Genomic DNA, 17,721 nt, shown 5'->3' on the forward strand with positions numbered 1-17,721 from the left:
AATCTTTTAATTCTTATTTTTCAAGTTGTGAAAAAAAATAGTCTCAATGTAAAAGAAAAAAAACTATCTAAGGTTGCATTCAGTCATGTTGGTTGTGAGAAAAATCTTGTTGATACTGAACATATGCAAGGCTTATTAGATAAAGAGGGTTATGAAGTTGACAGCAATATAAATGATGCAAATGTTGTTGTTGTAAATACTTGCAGTTTTATTGAAACAGCTAGAGAAGAATCTATTAGGAAAATTCTAGAATATACAAATCAAGGAAAAGAAGTAATAGTTGCAGGCTGTATGGCTCAGCATTTTAAAGATGAGCTTATAAAAGAAATCCCTGAAATAAAAGGTTTGATTGGAACAGGAGATTATCAAAAGATAGCCAAGGTTTTAGACAGAGTAGAAAAAGGGGAAATCGTTAATGAAGTTTCAAAAATACCGGAATTTATTGCAGATGAGGAAATACCTCGCTTTGTAGATAAAAATAAATTTGTTGCTTATCTTCGCATTGCTGAAGGCTGCAACTATAATTGCGCTTTTTGTATTATTCCTAAGTTGAGAGGTCCTCAAAGAAGTAGAACAATAGAATCTATAGTTTCAGAAGCTAAAAGTCTTGCAAAACAGGGTATTCAAGAAATCATTTTAATTAGTCAAATAACAACTAATTATGGTCAAGATATTTATGGAAAACCATCATTAGCCAAACTTTTGAATGAGCTTTCTAAAGTTCCAATTCCTTGGATAAGGATACATTATGCTTATCCAACGGGTTTAACTGATGATGTTATTAGAGCTTTCAAAGATTCAAAGAATATAGTGCCTTACTTTGATTTACCACTTCAGCATAGTCATCCTGATGTATTGAAGAGTATGAATCGACCTTGGCAGGCTTCTTTGAATGAATCAATTTTGGAGAAAATTAGAGAAGAAATTCCATCTGCTGTATTAAGAACTAGTCTCATTGTTGGATTCCCTGGAGAAGAAAAAGAACATTTTGAACATCTTCTCGAATTTTTGGATAGGCACAAATTTGATCATGTGGGAGTGTTTATTTTTTCTCCTGAGGAAGGAACTGCAGCTTTTGATTTGCCAAATAAAGTTTCCCTAGAGGTTGCAGAGGCAAGAAAAGATAACGTTATTTCAGTTCAACAAAATATCTCCAAAGATAAAAATCAGTCATATGTTGGTTCAAAAATGAAGATTTTGGTAGAAAAAATATCAGATAATAACGAATTAATAGGTCGGTCCTATAATTTCGCCCCTGAAGTTGACGGAACAGTAATTTTATCTCTTAAGGATAAAATTGATTTGAAAAATTATATTGGTAAATTTGTTGAAGCAAATATTTCTTTTGGTGATGAATATGATTTGTATGGAGAGACTATTAAAATTTTATAGTTTTTTTAAATTAATTTAACTGCTCTTAAGAGCTTATCTAATGCGAAAGCAGCTCCAAAACCAAAACCAATAAATGCAAAATAGAAAATGATGTTCATTAATGTTTTTATTTTTATTTAATTTAACATCAGATGAAAAGATTAGATTTTTTCGTTTAATTTCTTAATCTTGGATATATGTTAATCTTTTGTACAAACATTCTTCTGCTTTTTGTAGTTCCCGGCCTAAATATAGGGCATGGTCGAATCTGGTTATTAAGTCATTTCTTTCTTCAGTGATCATTATTCCAAGTTGTTTCGCACTAATACCTTTAAAAACTTCATTACTAACTCTTTTATTTTGAGAGTCGCATTTAATTGGTTCATTTGTTTCTGGGTCAAGGGCATAGCCTTCCTCATCGATGTTATTTAGAAAGTGCTCTAAAATTATTTTATTTTGTTCTAAATCTACTTTGATAATAAAATAACCGTTTGGATCTAAATCTATATATCGGTTGGATAGGTTATTATCAATCATTGTTTTTTCATCGAAACTGTTCTTAGAATCCATTCTTAGAAGTTAATAAAAAACTATATTACTAATATAATCTTTGGTAAAGCCGAATAATTTTTTATTTAAAGGGTATAGATTTATTTTCAAAATCAATTTCCATCTCGGTCTGTTTATTCACTTCATTTAGCCAAGGATAAATTATATTTTCCATATTTTTGTCAAACCACTTATGCATGCTAACGGTGCTTTTTGCAAAAAAACCTCTCCGTCTTTTATGTTTACCACCCGCTCCAGGATCAAACAAATGGATACTATTTTTTATTGCCCATTCAATTGGCTGGTAATAGCATAATTCAAAATGTAAATTAGATATTTCTTCTTGACTACCCCAATATCTACCCCATAAGTTGTTTTGATTTTTAACGCACATAGACATAGCAAAAATTTCATTTGAATCATGTTTTGATGCACTAAAAAGTAAAAGATTTTTTTTATTATCAACAAGTGTTTCGAAAAATGTAGATGTTAGATATTTACTTCCCCAAACTCCCCACCTCGAACAATGCTGTTCATAAAAATTATGCATTTTTTTGAGGATTTCTTGGTTGATAGAATCTTCATTAAAAATTTCTACTTTAATATCTTGTTTAGTAATTGATTTCCTCTCTTTTTTTATATTTTTTCTCTGATTAGAGTTAAATCTAGAAAGGAAATCGTCGAATGTTTTTTCTCCATTACTCCTCCATTCACTACTGGAGTTTATCCATTCATAGTATCCCAAAGATTTAAGATGGTTGCCCCAGCTTTCATCAATATATAAAAAATTACAACTTAGGATTTTGTTTCTAATCGCAAAGCTTTCGATATGGTTTATAAGTAAATTTGTAATTTCTTTCTTATCTTTATTTTTTTTATAAAGAAATTGATATCCATTTACAGGACTATAAGGACTCATTCCAATTAATTTAGGGTAATAATTTAAATTCAGCTCTTGAGCCAATCTCGCAAATGATTGATCAAAAATGAATTCTCCATAGCTATGATTTTTTAAAAAAAGTGGGGCAATTCCAAGTATTTCTTCATTTTTATAAGCAATAAAATATAGAGGCTGCCACCCAGTTTCTCTTGAAACACTTTTAGAAATCTCAAGGTTTTTAATCCAAGTCCATTCATAAAATGGATTATTAATTTCATTTGCTAATTCATTCCATATCTCCTTGGAGATTTCCTTAATTGACAATTTGACTTCAACTTTATGTATTTTTTCGTTCATTTATTATTGAAACTATTTCAAATCTTTTTGTAATGAACATGGATTTCATTATTCATTAAATTTTTAATTGATTTTATTTCCCATAGCCTTTTGAGATTAAAAATTGCATTTGTTTGTTCAGGAGGGATCCATGTATATCTACCTCCAATAATTCGTGGAATAATTGTAATTTTGATATCTGTTATTAGATCCTCTTTTATAAATGAATTTATAAGTTTTGCACCTCCTAAAAGAGCTAATTTATTTATCCCTTGTTTTTGAAGTGAAATTAAAGTTTTTTTCCATGAATCTTCGAAAAAGAGTTCTTTCTCGAATTCATTATTCGACGAATTATCAACTTTACTTGAGCTTATTAGCCATCTTCTAATTGGTTGACGAAAGTATTTCCAATTACTGTTAAATTTTTTGCTATTTGAAGCAACAATAGAAATTGGTTGGCTTTTTGATATATTTACTTCGTTATTAGCAGTGAGATTTTTAACTAGGTAAGTTGATTGATGAGCTATTAAAGTACCTAAACCAAAAATGGTGGCGTCAACCATTGATAAGTTTTGATTTAATATTTTTTTATCTTCATCACTCCCAAGATGCGATTCTCCACCTCCAGGAAATGCAATTCTCCCATCAAGACTTGATGCTATAACAATAATTACTCTCGGGATATTCAAGTTTGCGTGACTAAACTATTTTCCAGTTTCAACTTCAACGAATTGGTCAACTTTTGATCAACATAAATTTCTGCAGCATTATTTGGACTCTCTTGGAGTCTTATTTTGTGTAATGTTGCACCAAGATTATGTATTGGTTTTTTAAGAATATCAGAAATATATAAAGCTATATTTTCAGCAGTTGGAACACAATTATGGAAAAATTCGATGTCTTTATTAAGAAAAGTATGATCTAGTTGTTCAACAACTAAATCGTTAATTATCTCTTGGAGGGCAGATAAGTCGCAAACCATTCCTGTTCTTTTATCAATATCTCCTTTTACAGTTATATCTACAAGATAGTTATGGCCATGTCCATTAACTCTGGCACATTTCCCATAGATTTTTTTATTTTCATCAAAGGATATCTCTTCTTTTGCAAGTCTATGAGCGGCTGCAAAATGAGTTTGTACTGTTAAAAATGCTTCCATGTTTTTTCCAAAATAATCTGCCCATAAATTTGGGTTTTCATAAAGTCTTAGACTTGTAAGAGGTAAATCATCCTTCAGACGACTCCAAATGACATTTACTAATGCTTCAGTTGTGGGAAGTATACCCTCTTGATTATTAACATTAAATTCAGGCCAGACATCATTTAAGAAACGAAAATCTAATTGTCCAGTAACCTTATCTTTAATAGAGTGTTTTACATCAGAGAGATTAAGTACCATTCCATCAGAGTCTAGTTCTCCACCCATTGAAACAATAAGTTCATAATTATGACCATGACCTGGTGCAATACTGCACTTTCCAAAAAGAGATAAATTTTCTTCTGGGCTTTTTTCAGGAAGCCAATAACGGTGACTAGAACTAAAGCAGGCACGTCGAGTTATGACGCATTCACGTCCTTTTCCATGAGATGGTTTGGATTGTGTAGAAGTCATACCTGTCTGCGATAATACTATCTTAAGGTTTTAAATACGCTTTTGTCTTTATGGAACAATCCATTATCGAAAAAACAGTTCATGCTATTAAGGGCAGAAGCATATTTTTAATAGGAATGATGGGTTCTGGCAAGTCACAAACTGGTTTGAAGCTGGCTGAATTATTGAAGTATAAATACATTGATTTAGATTCATTAATAGAGAAGTTGGCAAAAAAATCTATTAATCAAATTTTTAAGGATGAAGGAGAAGATAATTTTCGCGAATTAGAAGCAAACTGCCTTAAAGAAACTATTAAAATTCCTTCATTAGTAATCTCAACTGGGGGAGGAATAGTTACCAAATCGGAAAACTGGGGAATCTTAAGACAGGGAATAATTGCTTGGATAGATCTCGACAAAGATATAGCAATTGAAAGATTGAAAAATGAAATTGAAAATAGGCCACTTCTTCAGGGAAAGAATCTAAATGATCTATATATGAGTATTTTTCAATCTAGAGAAAATTTGTATTCTCAAGCAGATTTAAGAATTCAAGTAAAAAAAGAAAATATTGAAGAAGTTGCTATGAAAATAATTAATGCAATTCATAAAGAAATAATCAGTTAATCTGGTTCAATTCTTACTGCAAACCATTTGATAACGTATCCTAATTTTATTTCTAATTCATAAGTGCTTTCCAATAATTCTTCAAAAAATTCCTGATCAGGATCTTCTATATTTTGATATATTGTTTGTGTTTCTGTCTTACTAAGCCAATTCTTCAACCATAAAATTGCTTCTTGCTTTGATACAATTTTTTCCTTTGAATCTGGCTCTAATAATACATAATGGTCTGATGATCTTATTAGTGGATTTGACATAATGAAAATTCTTCTTGGATTAATTCTTTGCTTGATTTTTCAAGGAATTTTTTTAGAAAGTTCTTTTGCTCTAGTAGATTCTAACGTACGAGAGTTTTTGGAAAATCGTGTAAATCAATGGCCAGAATTATATTTACCAAATTTTAAATTTTCAGATACTTCTAAGGATTTAATTTATCCTAAATGGTTCGAGGGTAATTGGCTTGTTACTTCTCAAGATATAGTTAATGATTCAGAAGAGCCAGTTATTTATAAAGTAAATTTCTTTAAGAATGATTCAGATTTAATTGTTGGTAATCGTGCAAAAAATTCTGAATCTATTGGAAAAGCAATATTTGGTGAAAACTTAATCAAGGTTGTAAATGATCCTCAATCTATTAATAACCAAATTACTTATTTAAAAGATGATTTTTATATTGATTCAAGAATTACAGGGAGAAATCAGATCCAAGATAATGATATTTTTTTCGCAGATGAGCTAGTTATACAAACAGCACATAAGCCTGGTGCTTCAAGGATTAATCAGGTAGAGACCATTAGTAAATTTCAAAAATGTTCCGAAGAAATATTGGAAGTTGATAATTCAATCAAACCATCAATTTGTGGAGTACAATATGTTGCTTCTTATGGTTCAAAAGTTGGTGATCCTTCTATTCATGCTATCAAAACAAATAAATATAAATTGAAGTTTGAATTTATTGAGAGTTAGCACTGAAAAGATATTCTTCTAAGTTGTTCCTCCAAATGAAAAGATTTTCTAAATAAGGGTTGTTTATATATTCTTGGCTCCCCTCTCCTGAAAGAATTGGTCCTGCAGACTTTGGAAATTTAATAAGGGATAATTGAGCAGCAATTGAGATATCTGCAATTGATAAACTATCTCCAACTAAATATTTTTTGTTGATCAAGGATTTTGATAAAACTTCCAGTAATTTTTGGAGTTCTAAATTATCTTTAGAAGACAAAACTACATTAGAAATTTTACTAAGATTTTCAAAAGGTAATTTATCAACAATATTTTTAACTGTAGAAGGTATTTCATCTGGAAGTAATGCAGTTCTTAGCTGTGGATTTTCTATTGCAGATTTTATTAAAGCTTTTCTACAAGTTGTAGCCATTGTAGTATCTGCCCAGTCTTCAATTAGTTTGCATTGTGCAAATAATATTGGATCCTCCGGAAAAAGTGGATTGTTTTCATTTTTTTTATCTATATATTCGCAAATAGTTGAAGAGTCATTAATAACTTGATCATTACTATCGACTATTACAGGTACTTGTTTTTGACCTGATAATTTAAAGATTTCAAATTGGCCTATTCCAGGCGTTACTTCTTCAACTCGATATTGTAGTTTTTTTGCATGAAGAGCCATTCTTGTTTTTAAACAAAAAGCACTATGCCTAAATTGATATAATGTAATCATGCTGTTTAATGTTTGTTAAAACTTAGCTAAAAAAGTAATCTATTTGTGGAGCTGATGGGCGAATTTTTCTCTAATGTTGCGAGATATCCAAAGTATTTGATATCTATCATTGTTGGGGGACTTGTTGCTTTGCTTGAACCTTTATTCAAGAATAGATCGAATCCACTCACAATAGTAGGTTTGATATCTTCTGTCTTAAGTGCTTTCATAACTGTTTATTTTGTCTTGCAAGCGATGACAAACCCAATAAATTTACAACCATAATGCCAAATAATTACCGTCTTGCAAAAGTTTCTTCTCTTTTGAAGAAAGAAATAACCCTTATTTTGCAGAATGATTTAGAAAATGATCTTATTAGAGATCATTTCGTCAATATTTCTAAGATTGATTTATCAGGTGATTTGCAACACTGTAAAATTTATATAACTTCAACTGCTCAAGAGAAAGTGAAGAAAGAAATTGTATCAAACTTGAATACTGCTAAAAGCTCTATAAGGCATAGTTTAGGAAAAAGAATTGAAATGAGAAGAGTTCCAGAGATAATTTTTAAAGACGATGTTGTTCTTGATAAAGGATTATCAGTCTTGAAACTTCTCGATGAATTAAAAAATAAAAATCAAAATCATAATGTTGAGGACAAGGATGTCAAAAGTTGATCTACCCCTTGATCAAAGAAATATAATTATTACTCGATCAAAAGAAGGGATATTGGATATAAAAAAGATATTCATAAGCAAGGGCGCTAATGTATTTGATTTACCTGCAATAAGTATTGCTGATCCTGATGATTTGAATCCTCTTGATGAAGCATTAAATCAAATAAATGATTTTCATTGGATTATTTTTTCCAGTAGTAATGGGATCAAATTTGTGGATAAAAGACTTAGATATTTTAATAGTTCATTAAAAGAATGTTCTAAAAAAACAAAAATCGCCGTAGTCGGAGAAAAAACCTCAAAAACTCTTGATGATTTTGGGATTAAGGCTGATTTCATACCTCCAGAATTTGTTGCTGAAAGTTTAATTGATAATTTCCCAGTATCTGGTTATGGACTACGAGTTTTTGTACCAAGAGTTCAAACAGGTGGTAGGGATTTAATCGCAGATCAATTTAGAAAGGCTGGTTCTCGTGTATTTGAGGTTGCTGCATATGAAACTAGATGTCCCGAATCAATTCCGGAAGAAACAATTGATATTATTTCTAATCGAAAAGTCGATGCAATTATTTTCTCAAGCGGTAAAACCGTAGTAAATGCTGCTTTTTTACTAGAAAAAAAACTTGGTAAACAATGGTTAGAATTTTTTGATCAAATTAAGTTATTAACTATTGGACCTCAGACAACAAAAATATGTAACAAGATTTTTGGAAGAGTTGATAGTCAGGCACAAAAATATACTTTTGAAGGACTACTAGATGTAGCAATTAATATTTTTAATTAGAAAAATTTTTTGTATAGTTCTTTTCAACTAAATCTTTGAACCTATCAATATTGGTCTGTAATTCGTTTGTAACCATTTTGCCTAAAATATTTTCTTCCATAAATCGAGCAATCATTTTTGGTAGTTCATAAGTTATTGATAAATTTACCGTTGTGATTTGATCAGTTTTACTTTCGAAAACGACTGATCCCTCAGTTGGTAAACCTCCTATTGATTTCCATTTAAGTTTGCTTTTTTCAACCCTTTCTGTAATTTGAGCTTTCCATTTAAACCTAAAGCCATTTGCAGCTAAAGTCCATTCTGTTAAATCTGGCAACGTATTAGTTTCTTCGTCAACTGTTTTTACAGATTCAATCCAGCTCATCCAAAGTGACATTGAGTCTAAATCGCTCCATGTGTCCCATACATTTTCAAGAGGCGCATTAACAACTGTTATTACGTCATGTTTTAGCCAAGTACCCATTACTTAACTTACTGCAAGATTTTTTGCTAATTTGGCTTTCTTCTCTAAAATCGCGGCGGCAGCTAAATGACCACTCATTGTAGCTCCCTCCATAGAGTCTATATAATCTTGTTTTGTATAACTACCAGCCATGAAGAAATTAGATATAGATGTTTTTTGATCGGGTCTGAAAGGTTCCATACCGGGAGCTTCTCTATAGAGTGATTGCGGAATTTGTACCACATTACTCCAAAGCAATTTAAGGTTTTTTGAGGATGGGAATAGACGGCGAACCTCTTTATCAATTTCTTTTGTAATTCTTTCTGTGGATCTTCCCATCCATCTATCCCCAGGAGTTAAAACACATTGGAGAAGCGATCCCATATCTTTTTTTCTATAGTCTGTTGGACTTGCTAGTGCTAAATCAGCAAAACAACTGAAAGAGGCATCAGCAGAATAAAGAAGGTTATCTAGTCCAATTGGTTCGTTTCCAGTGTTATCTTTTTGTAATTCAGTAACCCAACCGTCATATCTTAATTGGATTGTGGCAACAGCTACAGCTCTAAGTTTTTTTAAACCTTCAAATTCTTTAAATTGATACCATTCTTTTGGAATTATTTTTTTTATTCCAGGAACATCACAGGCAGCTAGAAATTTATCTGCAAACACTGCCTTAATTCCTTCAGGAGAAGATATTTTTAATTGATTTACTGAATAAGAGGAAGATTCCTTTTCATAAATGATTTCTTCTACCTTATGGTTAAGATGTATTTTTGCTCCTTTGTTTGCGATGTAGTCGACTATAGGTTGCGTTAACCACTTATGTGGGGAACCTTTTAAAAGATTAAGTTTTGAGGCTTCTGTTTTTGAAGCAAACATCATGAATATAGTTAGCATGCATCTTGCTGAAATATCTTTGCAATTAATAAAACCTAATGCATAGGCGATAGGATCCCACATTCTTTCTAAACTTTTTTCACTTCCACCATGGTTTAAAAACCATTCTTTAAAACTAATTCTATCTAGATCTCTAATTATTTTCATTGCGCCTTCATAGTCAATCAATCCTCTAACGATTGGACTTGTCCCTAAAGCTAAGGCATTTCTGAACTTATCTACCCAAGAAAGTTGTTCGGTGGTAAAAAAAGCTTTAAGTCCGTTAAATGGAGCACCTAAAGGGAATCTGAAGTCTAATGATTTTAAATTACCACCATTATTGATAAATAGATGAGTATGATCTTTCGGGAGTAAATTGTCTAGAGCTCCCACTTTTTTCATTAATTTAAAAAGATTTGCATAATTGTAAAAAAATACATGTAAACCCATCTCTATGTGGTTGCCATCCTTATCTTCCCAACTTCCAACTTTACCTCCCCAAAATGACCTGCTCTCGTAGATTTCTACTTCATGGCCTTCATCAACTAAATTGACTGCTGCTGTAAGACCAGCTAATCCAGAACCAACTATTGCAATTTTCACTTTTTCTTAGAATTATAACAAATCAAGTTTGGATAATGTTTGTTCTATGCATCCTATCGATTAAGTTTTTATATTATAAATAGTAGAAAACCCTTGTTTATGGAAAATGTAGAAGTTAAACAGGAAATTAAAAATTCTGATGATGGCAAAGGTATCTTAATTACGAATGATGCTATAGAACAAATTTCAAATTTATTGAATGGCCAAAGTGATAAAAAAGCACTAAGGGTAGGAGTAAGATCTGGCGGTTGTAGTGGGATGAGTTATACGATGGATTTTATAGGAACTGATGAAATAAATCCCGATGATAAAGTTTATGATTATTCATTAAAAGTTGATCAAAGCTTTCAAGTTGTTTGTGATCCTAAAAGTCTTTTATATATTTATGGAATGCAGTTAGATTTTAGTAAGGAATTAATTGGAGGTGGCTTTAATTTTGTAAATCCGAATGCCTCTCAAACTTGCGGTTGTGGAAGCTCTTTTGCAGTTTAATAAATAATGAATAACGAAATTAATCCCATCGAAGAGGATTTTAATGCAGCTTTATCAAGATATAAAGCAGGGCAAGATTTAATTCCAATAGTTCAAGATTTTCAAAAAATTATACAGCAAATTCCAAATCATTTTGCTGCTTGGACTTGTTTATCATGGCTTCAATTACTCTTGAAAAATAATGAAGAAGCTTTGTCAGCTGCCAGACAAGCTGTTCGATTAAATCAGCAAGATCCACAAGCAAGAATGAATTTGTCTTTAGCTCTTTTGGCTACCAATAATAAAGGTGTTAGGGATCATATTGAGTTAATAAAAAAAATGTCTATGATGATGCCAGATGTGAAAAGTGAGTTGAAAGAATCTGTTGAAGACGGATTAAGTAGATATCCAGATTGGCCTGAGTTAACAAAAGTCAAAAAATGGTTGGAATTTTAAATTGTTTAAGATTTTAATTTTAAGTAATGGGCATGGAGAAGATCTATCTGGAAGTTTAATAGCTAAACAATTCGTAAAAAGTGGTTATTCTGTTCATGCTTTGCCAATTGTTGGTATGGGAAACCATTACGAAAAAGAAAAAATTAAGATTATAGGTAAAACTAAGGAATTTAGAACTGGAGGAATTGGTTATAATTCTTTTAAGGGAAGGCTTACTGAGATATTAGGAGGAGAAATATTTTATCTTATAAAAAGATTATATTTAACTTTTAAAATAAGACAAAAATATGATTATTTTTTTGTAGTTGGAGATATTGTGCCAGTTTTTTTTGCATGGGTTTGTAAGAAAGATTTTTTTACATATCTAGTTGCTTATTCCAGCCATTATGAAGGGAAGTTGAAATTACCATGGCCTTCTAAATTTTTCTTGCTCTCACAAAAAGCAAAAAAAATATATACGAGAGATTCCCTTACAGCTAATGATTTAACATTGCAATTAAAAAAGAAAGTCTCTTTTTTAGGCAACCCATTTATGGATAAGTTTTTTCCTAGAAAAAAAGAATTAAATAAAGATGAATTTAGTATTGGATTATTTCCAGGAAGTAGATTCCCTGAGATTTTAGATAATTTTATTTTGATTTTAGAGGTATTAGAGGCATTGTCAGATTTAAGATATTTTCAAAAAATTCAGTTTAATTTTGCAATAGTTAATGCTCTATCTTCATCAAAAATAAAGGAAATATTTCAAAAAAGAGGATGGTTAAAAACAGAAAACATAAAAGATAATAATCTCTTTAAATTCCAATATAAATTTTTAGAAGTGAATATATATTGGAATAATTTTGACAAAATATTATTGAAAAGTAGATGCTGTATTAGCATGGCAGGAACAGCAGCAGAGCAAGCGATTGGATTAGGAAAACCGGTTATTCAGATAGAAGGTAAAGGTCCACAATTTACAAAAACTTTTGCAGAAGCGCAAAGACGTTTGCTTGGAAAATATGTTTTTTGTGCCAGTAATTTTAAAGACAAAAATGATCAAATCAATCAGACAATAAAATTGATCATAAAAATAATATATCTTATAAAGCTAAATAAGAAGTTTATGATCTCATGTGATGAAAATGCTAAAAAAAGACTAGGTGAAAACAAAGCTTGTCTTAAAATGGTTGATGATATGAATATTGATAAAAAAAATGACTAAGGTGAATTATCAAAATAAGTTAAAACAAATTATCGATAATTTGTTATTAATAAATTTATTTATAGTCATTTTTTTTGCAGTATTTTTTATTTTTGCAATCATCATGCAATTTAATGGAATATTTATTTTTATAAATTTTATTCAGATAGTTTGGAATCCTCTTATAGTTCCATTGATAACAATTCTTATTATTGGTGCCTTAGTAAACGGAATTATTTCTTGGTGGAGGCGTAAATTGCTTTCTCAAGAAGAGGATATTTAAAATTATAATTTTTGATTTTACTGCTAATTACTTTTTGTCCTTCTAAAACAACTTTCGCTCCATCTCCTAACAATATTTTTAAAACCGCTCCAGGCACTGGAAGTAAATTAGGTCTATTCAGACATTTGCCTAAAGTCTGAGAAAATTCTCTCATTAATACTGGATTTGGTGCAACAGCATTAAATACTCCCGAATACTTTTTATCAACTAATGCTTGAATAATTAATGCACATAAATCAGTTCTATGAATCCAACTCATCCATTGCTTACCATCTCCAATTGGTCCACCTAATCCAACTTTAAATATAGGGAGCATTTTTCCTAATGCTCCTCCATCTTTCTCTAGAACAATTCCAATTCTAAAAATAACTAACCTTGAGAAAAATGGTTTTTCAGCGGCGACCGCTTCCCATTTCTTGCAAAGATTAGATAAGAAGTCTTTCCCTCCAAGACTATTTTCAGTGAATTCACTAGACAAACTTGTACCGTAATAACCTATAGCTGATCCATTTATAATAACTTTTGGGTTTATTTTTAAATTTTTAAGGGTCTTCATCATAAATTTCGTGGTGTTAATACGACTATTTTCAATCTCCTGTTTTTGTTCAGAAGTCCATTTTTTTTCTGCTATTGGTTCTCCCATCAAGTTAATAATTCCATCTGTCTCTCTTAAAACATTTAGAAGATTTTCGTTATTCCAGTTTTTTTCTTTTGATAAATCTATTTGAAAAAATTTAAACTTATTGAAATCTAAATCAATCTTTAATTTACTAATGGGTTTTCTACTTACAATGTATATTTCGTGATTTTCATTGAGCAGTGTTGGTACTAATTCTTTACCAACAAATCCAGTGCAGCCAAGTAGTAAAAGACGCATATCTTATAAATGTTTATCATTCAAGGCTATTAAATTTTTTAAACGTTTGTAATTATTATTCCGGTATAAATTTTTTTCGATAGTTTTCAAACAAGTTTTTGTATAATGGAATTTAAGTAACTTTCTTGAATTTACTATGACAGATTCTATTCCAAAGAAACCTCTCAAGAAAGGAAGCTTAGTTTTTGTCGATAGAGAAAATTATATAAAAAGTATCGAAGCGCTAGCCAGTGATGATGATCTACCCAATTATGTCTTTGAGGGTCCTGGAGAGATTCTTTCAGTCAAAGACGAATATGCTCAGGTTCGATGGCGCAGACCTGTTCCAGATGTTTGGTTCAAATTAGATCAACTTAAAGAACATACTCAATAAAATTTTTATATCTAAAAGTTTTTATTTTTTTTCTCTATAGACATCTTTGATTGTATTCTTTTTGCTTCTTTGATCATTTCTTTGCCATCAAATAAGTAATTATCTACGTATCCTTGTGTATATCTATCAAATTCTGATAGCGCATCTTTAACTTGTGAAAAACAATGATAAAGATCGAGGCCTAAAGCTGAAATAGACTTTGGAACTATTTTTTTGTTATAAATTTTTTCAACTTTTTCTATTTTCTTTTGTGAAAGAATAATATAACTGCAAAAATTTTCCATTAGTTCGTCATCATATGGATCCGCAGATAGTTCTTTTATCTCGTTATTCAAAGGTTTAATGATTTGACTAATTAATTTATTTATCGGACTATAAATTTCTTTAATCCATGTTTCAACTTCTTTGTCCTTAATTGAAGAATTATGTTTTTTTGAATTAAATTTCTCTTCCCAATTTTCATTTAATGAATCAAATGATGAACTGGAAAAGGAAAAACTGCTATCGTATTGTTTCTTTTTGATAGGGTCATTTAGAATTTCCCAGGCATTTTGTATTGCAAGAAATCGTTCTTTCTTGCCGCCTGCATCTGGATGATGTTGCTTAACTAAAGAGCGATATGAAGATTTAATTTCACTTTTGGTTGCATTTTTTTTGAGGCCTAATTCTTCATATAAATTTTTTTCCATTTTTATAAATCAGTGATTAAAGATAACCATCTTTTCTTGCTTGAATTAATGTATTTGATTCAAACATTGCTGTTGATAAATATCTTTCCCCAAAACTTGGAAGAATTACTACCAATCTTTTATTCATGAGTTCTTTCCTTTCCCCGATTTTTATTGTTGCAGCTAAAGCTGCACCGCTGCTTATGCCTGATAAAAGACCTTCCAATCGAGCCAATAAACGCCCATAATAAAATGCTTCATCATCATCTATTTTTATAATTTCATCAATTAATTTAGTATTCAGGACTTTTGGCACGAACCCTGCTCCTATTCCTTGAATTGAATGAGAACCAGCTTTTTCTCCGGAAATCACAGCACTTTTTTTAGGCTCTACAGCATAAATTTTGCAATTTGGATTAACTTTTTTCAAAAAACGTGCACAACCAGTAATTGTTCCTCCTGTGCCTACTCCAGTAACTAGTCCATCTAAATTGTTATTGGATTGGGACCATATTTCTTGAGCAGTTGTTCTTTCATGAATATCTGGATTAGCAAAGTTTTCAAATTGATTAAATTGATAGCTATTTGCAATGCTTAAAGACAATTCATTCGCTAAATCTAAAGCTCCTTTCATTCCTTCCTTACCAGGTGTCAACTGTAATTCCGCTCCATATGCTCTTAACATTGCCCTTCTCTCAATACTCATAGTATCCGGCATAGTTAATATCAATTTATAGCCTTTTGCTGCAGCAACCATTGCTAATGCGATGCCAGTATTCCCACTTGTTGCCTCAATTAAAGTTGTTTTATCTGGTGTTATCAATCCTTCTTCTTCAGCTCTACATAACATTGAATAAGCGATACGATCCTTAACGGACGCTGATGGATTGAAACTTTCTAGTTTGGCTATGATTTCTGGATAACAATTAAAATACTTTTTGATTCTATTTAATCTAACTAAAGGAGTGTTTCCAACTAAAGAAGTTATATCATTTGCTATTTCCATGAAAATGATTTTTTAAATTGCAAAATAAAATCTCCTAAATACATATTAATTGTATTTAAAGATCTTTTATATGATTTTCTCAAAAGAATTTAATTTAAAATAACTTCCTGCTTAAAAATATTTACTATTATAAAAGGTAGTTTTTATAATGATTATGTATTCGCTTGAACTAAGTCTGAGATATTCACCTTTTCCACTTTCAGTTCAGAAGAAAGAATTTGATGATGTTAAACGAATTTATGATGAAATAAAAAGTTATATGAATGAAACTTTAGAATCCTCAAACTTGATCGAATTAAGGTGTGACAAGGTGCAAGATAAATTAATTGCAGTTAGAGCCAAAGAAATCATTTCTGTTCAGATATATGAAAAATCCTCAGTAGCAGGAGGAGCAAAAAGACCAGGATTTTCACTCAACATAGATTAATACGATTAATGCGAGAATCTTTTGAAAATGAAATACCTCAAATTAGATTTGAAGATGTTTCCTTTTCATATTCTGGAAAAAAAGAAAATTTAATTTTGAAATGTAACTTCTCAATTAAAGAACCTGGATTTTGGATGGTCGTAGGTAAAAACGGTAGTGGTAAAAGTACTCTTTTAAAATTAATTAATGGAATAATTAAACCTAAAAATGGAGTCATTGTTTCTAAAGCAAATATTGGAATGGTGTTTCAAAACCCTGATCATCAAATATTAATGCCAAATTGCAGGAGTGAACTTCTCATAAATATTAATCAAAAAATGTGTGATTATGAAATTAATAAAAAAATTAAAAACGTCCTTGATCAGGTAGGAATGACTGGTTTTGAAAAAAGGCCAGTTCATACTTTAAGCGGTGGACAAAAACAACGCTTAACTATTGCATGCGCTCTTATTAGTGATAAAAATTTTATTCTTTTGGATGAGCCTACAGCGTTACTTGATCAAACCAGTCAATTAAAAGTTTTAAAAACAATTAAAAATCTTACACGCAACCATAAAAAACCTTTATCTGCTTTGTGGATTACCCATCGTTATGAAGAATTAACTCATGCTGATGCAGTCGCAGAGTTGAAAAATGGTTTTTTATCTAGCTGGCAAGAACCATCAAAATTTCAATATAATTAACTTTTTTACTTGTCATAAGGTACTTCAAAGAGCTAAATTCATCTTATGTTCCTCGGTAGCTCAGCGGTAGAGCGATCGACTGTTAATCGATTGGTCGCAGGTTCGAATCCCGCCCGGGGAGTTTATACATTTCAAATAGTTTTCTAAAGTCACTCTCAAAATAGTGACTTTTTTTGTTTTTATGACCTATTTTTAAAAAAAGGATAATTGAAGATAGGATCAAGCAAATTTAATATATTATTAAGTACAGTATATAGAACATAGAAATAATCAGTTAATTAAATATAAATATGCATATAATATATAAAAGTTGGATATTTTAAGAACAGTTATTAGAACATTTTGTATATTCATTGCATAAGCAAAAAATTAGTTTTTTATTCGATATCTTTTGAATAACACCATTCAGGAAACTTTAGTCATCCCACATATCCTTTTTTTCTTGATCTAAATTATTCCTTTCAAGTAATTCTATTCTTTTTTTCTGAGAATCTATTTCAGTTTCAAGTATGTTTTTATCTTCAAGGTATTTTTTTTGAATTTCTAAGATAATTATTTCAAATTGTTCTCCAAAAAAATCTGACATTTCTCTCCATGCTTCAATTTCCTCTTCTTTACCAATAGTATCGTTTATCTGATGAGAAATAACTTCTTGTACATATTGTTTAAGTTCTTGATGACTCATCGAGTCAACTTTTTTTTGAATGTAAAGCTCTTTTAGATTCCCTAGTTGTTTTTTTGATAAATCAGAATAGAGAATAGATTTTTTTTTCATAGATATTTAATTTTTTTTAATATAGACAAAATTATTACTTTAAACACTTAGATGAAATCAAAAATTTTAACTCAAGTTAAACCATCATTTCATAATTTAAAATCACTACTTAATTTATTTTTAGATA

General features: G+C 30.4%; 26 protein-coding genes and 1 tRNA gene. 14 read left to right on the plus strand and 13 right to left on the minus strand.

The window, feature by feature from the left end; all coding sequences use genetic code 11:
* Positions 1-27: 27 nt before the first annotated feature.
* Positions 28-1,392, plus strand: a complete 1,365-nt coding sequence (gene rimO / locus HA141_RS00560; protein ID WP_209116247.1) for a 30S ribosomal protein S12 methylthiotransferase RimO — start codon at positions 28-30, stop codon at positions 1,390-1,392.
* A gap of 5 nt (positions 1,393-1,397) precedes the next feature.
* Here the strand turns inward: rimO and petL are convergent, their stop codons facing one another.
* From petL to HA141_RS00585, 5 genes are all read right to left on the minus strand, one after another.
* Positions 1,398-1,490: a cytochrome b6-f complex subunit PetL gene (gene petL / locus HA141_RS00565; protein WP_011375671.1), complete on the minus strand. Its 93-nt coding sequence runs from the start codon at positions 1,488-1,490 to the stop codon at positions 1,398-1,400.
* Positions 1,491-1,554: 64 nt separating this feature from the next.
* Positions 1,555-1,941 (minus strand): DUF4346 domain-containing protein, encoded by a 387-nt coding sequence (locus HA141_RS00570; protein WP_209116248.1) that lies wholly within the window; start codon positions 1,939-1,941, stop codon positions 1,555-1,557.
* A 61-nt stretch (positions 1,942-2,002) separates the two neighbouring features.
* The gene (locus HA141_RS00575) at positions 2,003-3,157 is read right to left on the minus strand and encodes a GNAT family N-acetyltransferase (protein ID WP_209116249.1); all 1,155 of its coding nucleotides are present in this window, start codon (positions 3,155-3,157) and stop codon (positions 2,003-2,005) included.
* A gap of 17 nt (positions 3,158-3,174) precedes the next feature.
* Positions 3,175-3,825 carry a RibD family protein gene (locus HA141_RS00580; RefSeq protein ID WP_209116250.1) on the minus strand — a complete coding sequence of 217 codons (651 nt, stop codon included), beginning with the start codon at positions 3,823-3,825 and terminating at the stop codon, positions 3,175-3,177.
* Complete coding sequence (locus HA141_RS00585) at positions 3,822-4,748, minus strand: 6-pyruvoyl trahydropterin synthase family protein (protein ID WP_209116251.1); 927 nt, start codon at positions 4,746-4,748, stop codon at positions 3,822-3,824. The genes HA141_RS00580 and HA141_RS00585 overlap by 4 nt, the downstream gene beginning before the upstream one ends.
* Positions 4,749-4,798: 50 nt before the next feature.
* Between HA141_RS00585 and HA141_RS00590 the strand changes: the two genes are divergently transcribed.
* Positions 4,799-5,356 carry a shikimate kinase gene (locus HA141_RS00590; RefSeq protein ID WP_025952223.1) on the plus strand — a complete coding sequence of 186 codons (558 nt, stop codon included), beginning with the start codon at positions 4,799-4,801 and terminating at the stop codon, positions 5,354-5,356.
* Here HA141_RS00590 and HA141_RS00595 read toward each other — a convergent pair.
* Positions 5,353-5,610, minus strand: a complete 258-nt coding sequence (locus HA141_RS00595; RefSeq protein ID WP_209116252.1) for a chlororespiratory reduction protein 7 — start codon at positions 5,608-5,610, stop codon at positions 5,353-5,355. The genes HA141_RS00590 and HA141_RS00595 overlap by 4 nt on opposite strands.
* 1 nt (position 5,611) lies before the next feature.
* On the opposite strand from HA141_RS00595, the gene HA141_RS00600 reads away from it, so the two are divergent.
* On the plus strand, positions 5,612-6,319 hold the full coding sequence (locus tag HA141_RS00600) for a DUF6816 family protein (RefSeq protein WP_209116253.1): 708 nt from the start codon (positions 5,612-5,614) through the stop codon (positions 6,317-6,319).
* Here the strand turns inward: HA141_RS00600 and HA141_RS00605 are convergent.
* Positions 6,306-7,031 (minus strand): glutathione S-transferase, encoded by a 726-nt coding sequence (locus tag HA141_RS00605; protein WP_209116254.1) that lies wholly within the window; start codon positions 7,029-7,031, stop codon positions 6,306-6,308. The genes HA141_RS00600 and HA141_RS00605 overlap by 14 nt on opposite strands.
* 54 nt (positions 7,032-7,085) lie before the next feature.
* Between HA141_RS00605 and HA141_RS00610 the strand changes: the two genes are divergently transcribed.
* From HA141_RS00610 to HA141_RS00620, 3 genes are read left to right on the plus strand one after another with little or no spacing between them, the layout of a single operon-like run.
* A complete protein-coding gene (locus HA141_RS00610; RefSeq protein ID WP_002806502.1) occupies positions 7,086-7,295 on the plus strand; it encodes a DUF751 family protein in 210 nt (69 codons plus the stop codon).
* Positions 7,295-7,687 carry a 30S ribosome-binding factor RbfA gene (rbfA, locus tag HA141_RS00615; protein WP_209116255.1) on the plus strand — a complete coding sequence of 131 codons (393 nt, stop codon included), beginning with the start codon at positions 7,295-7,297 and terminating at the stop codon, positions 7,685-7,687. Before HA141_RS00610 ends, rbfA begins: the two co-directional genes overlap by 1 nt.
* Positions 7,674-8,471 (plus strand): uroporphyrinogen-III synthase, encoded by a 798-nt coding sequence (locus HA141_RS00620; protein WP_209116256.1) that lies wholly within the window; start codon positions 7,674-7,676, stop codon positions 8,469-8,471. The genes rbfA and HA141_RS00620 overlap by 14 nt, the downstream gene beginning before the upstream one ends.
* Here HA141_RS00620 and HA141_RS00625 read toward each other — a convergent pair.
* Together HA141_RS00625 and zds are read right to left on the minus strand one after the other, a co-directional pair.
* Complete coding sequence (locus HA141_RS00625) at positions 8,464-8,934, minus strand: SRPBCC family protein (RefSeq protein ID WP_209116257.1); 471 nt, start codon at positions 8,932-8,934, stop codon at positions 8,464-8,466. The two genes, HA141_RS00620 and HA141_RS00625, sit on opposite strands and share 8 nt — an antisense overlap.
* 3 nt (positions 8,935-8,937) lie before the next feature.
* Positions 8,938-10,392 carry a 9,9'-di-cis-zeta-carotene desaturase gene (zds, locus tag HA141_RS00630; RefSeq protein ID WP_209116258.1) on the minus strand — a complete coding sequence of 485 codons (1,455 nt, stop codon included), beginning with the start codon at positions 10,390-10,392 and terminating at the stop codon, positions 8,938-8,940.
* A gap of 99 nt (positions 10,393-10,491) precedes the next feature.
* On the opposite strand from zds, the gene HA141_RS00635 reads away from it, so the two are divergent.
* Genes HA141_RS00635 through HA141_RS09640 form a run of 4 tightly spaced genes read left to right on the plus strand, consistent with a single transcriptional unit; the run spans position 10,492 to position 12,785 of the window.
* Entirely contained in the window at positions 10,492-10,884 is a 393-nt protein-coding gene (locus tag HA141_RS00635; protein WP_209116259.1) for a HesB/IscA family protein, read from the plus strand.
* Positions 10,885-10,890: 6 nt separating this feature from the next.
* Positions 10,891-11,319: a tetratricopeptide repeat protein gene (locus HA141_RS00640; RefSeq protein WP_025880236.1), complete on the plus strand. Its 429-nt coding sequence runs from the start codon at positions 10,891-10,893 to the stop codon at positions 11,317-11,319.
* A gap of 1 nt (position 11,320) precedes the next feature.
* Complete coding sequence (locus tag HA141_RS00645) at positions 11,321-12,523, plus strand: lipid-A-disaccharide synthase-related protein (protein ID WP_209116260.1); 1,203 nt, start codon at positions 11,321-11,323, stop codon at positions 12,521-12,523.
* Positions 12,516-12,785 (plus strand): hypothetical protein, encoded by a 270-nt coding sequence (locus HA141_RS09640; RefSeq protein ID WP_245157247.1) that lies wholly within the window; start codon positions 12,516-12,518, stop codon positions 12,783-12,785. The genes HA141_RS00645 and HA141_RS09640 overlap by 8 nt, the downstream gene beginning before the upstream one ends.
* Here the strand turns inward: HA141_RS09640 and HA141_RS00650 are convergent.
* Positions 12,736-13,662, minus strand: coding sequence for a TIGR01777 family oxidoreductase (locus HA141_RS00650; protein WP_209116261.1), 927 nt, complete (start codon positions 13,660-13,662; stop codon positions 12,736-12,738). The genes HA141_RS09640 and HA141_RS00650 overlap by 50 nt on opposite strands.
* Positions 13,663-13,798: 136 nt before the next feature.
* On the opposite strand from HA141_RS00650, the gene HA141_RS00655 reads away from it, so the two are divergent.
* The gene (locus HA141_RS00655) at positions 13,799-14,035 is read left to right on the plus strand and encodes an NAD(P)H-quinone oxidoreductase subunit O (protein ID WP_209116262.1); all 237 of its coding nucleotides are present in this window, start codon (positions 13,799-13,801) and stop codon (positions 14,033-14,035) included.
* Between the two features lie 11 nt (positions 14,036-14,046).
* Here HA141_RS00655 and HA141_RS00660 read toward each other — a convergent pair whose 3' ends face one another.
* On the minus strand, positions 14,047-14,724 hold the full coding sequence (locus HA141_RS00660; RefSeq protein WP_209116263.1) for a DnaJ domain-containing protein: 678 nt from the start codon (positions 14,722-14,724) through the stop codon (positions 14,047-14,049).
* A 16-nt stretch (positions 14,725-14,740) separates the two neighbouring features.
* Positions 14,741-15,709, minus strand: coding sequence for a cysteine synthase A (gene cysK / locus HA141_RS00665; RefSeq protein ID WP_209116264.1), 969 nt, complete (start codon positions 15,707-15,709; stop codon positions 14,741-14,743).
* 154 nt (positions 15,710-15,863) lie between these two features.
* Between cysK and HA141_RS00670 the strand changes: the two genes are divergently transcribed.
* The 3 genes from HA141_RS00670 (at position 15,864) to HA141_RS00680 (ending at position 16,940) form a co-directional block, all read left to right on the plus strand.
* Positions 15,864-16,136, plus strand: coding sequence for a hypothetical protein (locus HA141_RS00670; RefSeq protein WP_209116265.1), 273 nt, complete (start codon positions 15,864-15,866; stop codon positions 16,134-16,136).
* An 8-nt stretch (positions 16,137-16,144) separates the two neighbouring features.
* A complete protein-coding gene (locus HA141_RS00675) occupies positions 16,145-16,819 on the plus strand; it encodes an ABC transporter ATP-binding protein (RefSeq protein WP_209116266.1) in 675 nt (224 codons plus the stop codon).
* A gap of 49 nt (positions 16,820-16,868) precedes the next feature.
* Positions 16,869-16,940: transfer RNA gene (locus tag HA141_RS00680), tRNA-Asn, on the plus strand.
* A gap of 294 nt (positions 16,941-17,234) precedes the next feature.
* Here HA141_RS00680 and HA141_RS00685 read toward each other — a convergent pair.
* A complete protein-coding gene (locus tag HA141_RS00685) occupies positions 17,235-17,594 on the minus strand; it encodes a DUF7326 family protein (protein ID WP_209116267.1) in 360 nt (119 codons plus the stop codon).
* Between the last annotated feature and the right edge of the window lie 127 nt (positions 17,595-17,721).

Source organism: Prochlorococcus marinus XMU1402 (genome assembly GCF_017696205.1).
In the GTDB taxonomy this organism is placed as follows: domain Bacteria; phylum Cyanobacteriota; class Cyanobacteriia; order PCC-6307; family Cyanobiaceae; genus Prochlorococcus_A; species Prochlorococcus_A marinus_AC.

Excerpts from the sequence above, each read along its gene's own strand:
- petL (WP_011375671.1), bottom strand. The coding sequence starts at position 1,490 with ATGAACATCATTTTCTATTTTGCATTTATTGGTTTTGGTTTTGGAGCT.
- HA141_RS00570 (WP_209116248.1), bottom strand. The coding sequence starts at position 1,941 with ATGGATTCTAAGAACAGTTTCGATGAAAAAACAATGATTGATAATAAC.
- HA141_RS00575 (WP_209116249.1), bottom strand. The coding sequence starts at position 3,157 with ATGAACGAAAAAATACATAAAGTTGAAGTCAAATTGTCAATTAAGGAA.
- HA141_RS00585 (WP_209116251.1), bottom strand. The coding sequence starts at position 4,748 with ATGACTTCTACACAATCCAAACCATCTCATGGAAAAGGACGTGAATGC.
- HA141_RS00590 (WP_025952223.1), top strand. The coding sequence starts at position 4,799 with ATGGAACAATCCATTATCGAAAAAACAGTTCATGCTATTAAGGGCAGA.
- HA141_RS00595 (WP_209116252.1), bottom strand. The coding sequence starts at position 5,610 with ATGTCAAATCCACTAATAAGATCATCAGACCATTATGTATTATTAGAG.
- HA141_RS00600 (WP_209116253.1), top strand. The coding sequence starts at position 5,612 with ATGAAAATTCTTCTTGGATTAATTCTTTGCTTGATTTTTCAAGGAATT.
- HA141_RS00605 (WP_209116254.1), bottom strand. The coding sequence starts at position 7,031 with ATGATTACATTATATCAATTTAGGCATAGTGCTTTTTGTTTAAAAACA.
- HA141_RS00610 (WP_002806502.1), top strand. The coding sequence starts at position 7,086 with ATGGGCGAATTTTTCTCTAATGTTGCGAGATATCCAAAGTATTTGATA.
- rbfA (WP_209116255.1), top strand. The coding sequence starts at position 7,295 with ATGCCAAATAATTACCGTCTTGCAAAAGTTTCTTCTCTTTTGAAGAAA.
- HA141_RS00620 (WP_209116256.1), top strand. The coding sequence starts at position 7,674 with ATGTCAAAAGTTGATCTACCCCTTGATCAAAGAAATATAATTATTACT.
- HA141_RS00625 (WP_209116257.1), bottom strand. The coding sequence starts at position 8,934 with ATGGGTACTTGGCTAAAACATGACGTAATAACAGTTGTTAATGCGCCT.
- HA141_RS00635 (WP_209116259.1), top strand. The coding sequence starts at position 10,492 with ATGGAAAATGTAGAAGTTAAACAGGAAATTAAAAATTCTGATGATGGC.
- HA141_RS00640 (WP_025880236.1), top strand. The coding sequence starts at position 10,891 with ATGAATAACGAAATTAATCCCATCGAAGAGGATTTTAATGCAGCTTTA.
- HA141_RS09640 (WP_245157247.1), top strand. The coding sequence starts at position 12,516 with ATGACTAAGGTGAATTATCAAAATAAGTTAAAACAAATTATCGATAAT.
- HA141_RS00650 (WP_209116261.1), bottom strand. The coding sequence starts at position 13,662 with ATGCGTCTTTTACTACTTGGCTGCACTGGATTTGTTGGTAAAGAATTA.
- HA141_RS00655 (WP_209116262.1), top strand. The coding sequence starts at position 13,799 with ATGACAGATTCTATTCCAAAGAAACCTCTCAAGAAAGGAAGCTTAGTT.
- HA141_RS00660 (WP_209116263.1), bottom strand. The coding sequence starts at position 14,724 with ATGGAAAAAAATTTATATGAAGAATTAGGCCTCAAAAAAAATGCAACC.
- cysK (WP_209116264.1), bottom strand. The coding sequence starts at position 15,709 with ATGGAAATAGCAAATGATATAACTTCTTTAGTTGGAAACACTCCTTTA.
- HA141_RS00670 (WP_209116265.1), top strand. The coding sequence starts at position 15,864 with ATGTATTCGCTTGAACTAAGTCTGAGATATTCACCTTTTCCACTTTCA.
- HA141_RS00675 (WP_209116266.1), top strand. The coding sequence starts at position 16,145 with ATGCGAGAATCTTTTGAAAATGAAATACCTCAAATTAGATTTGAAGAT.
- HA141_RS00685 (WP_209116267.1), bottom strand. The coding sequence starts at position 17,594 with ATGAAAAAAAAATCTATTCTCTATTCTGATTTATCAAAAAAACAACTA.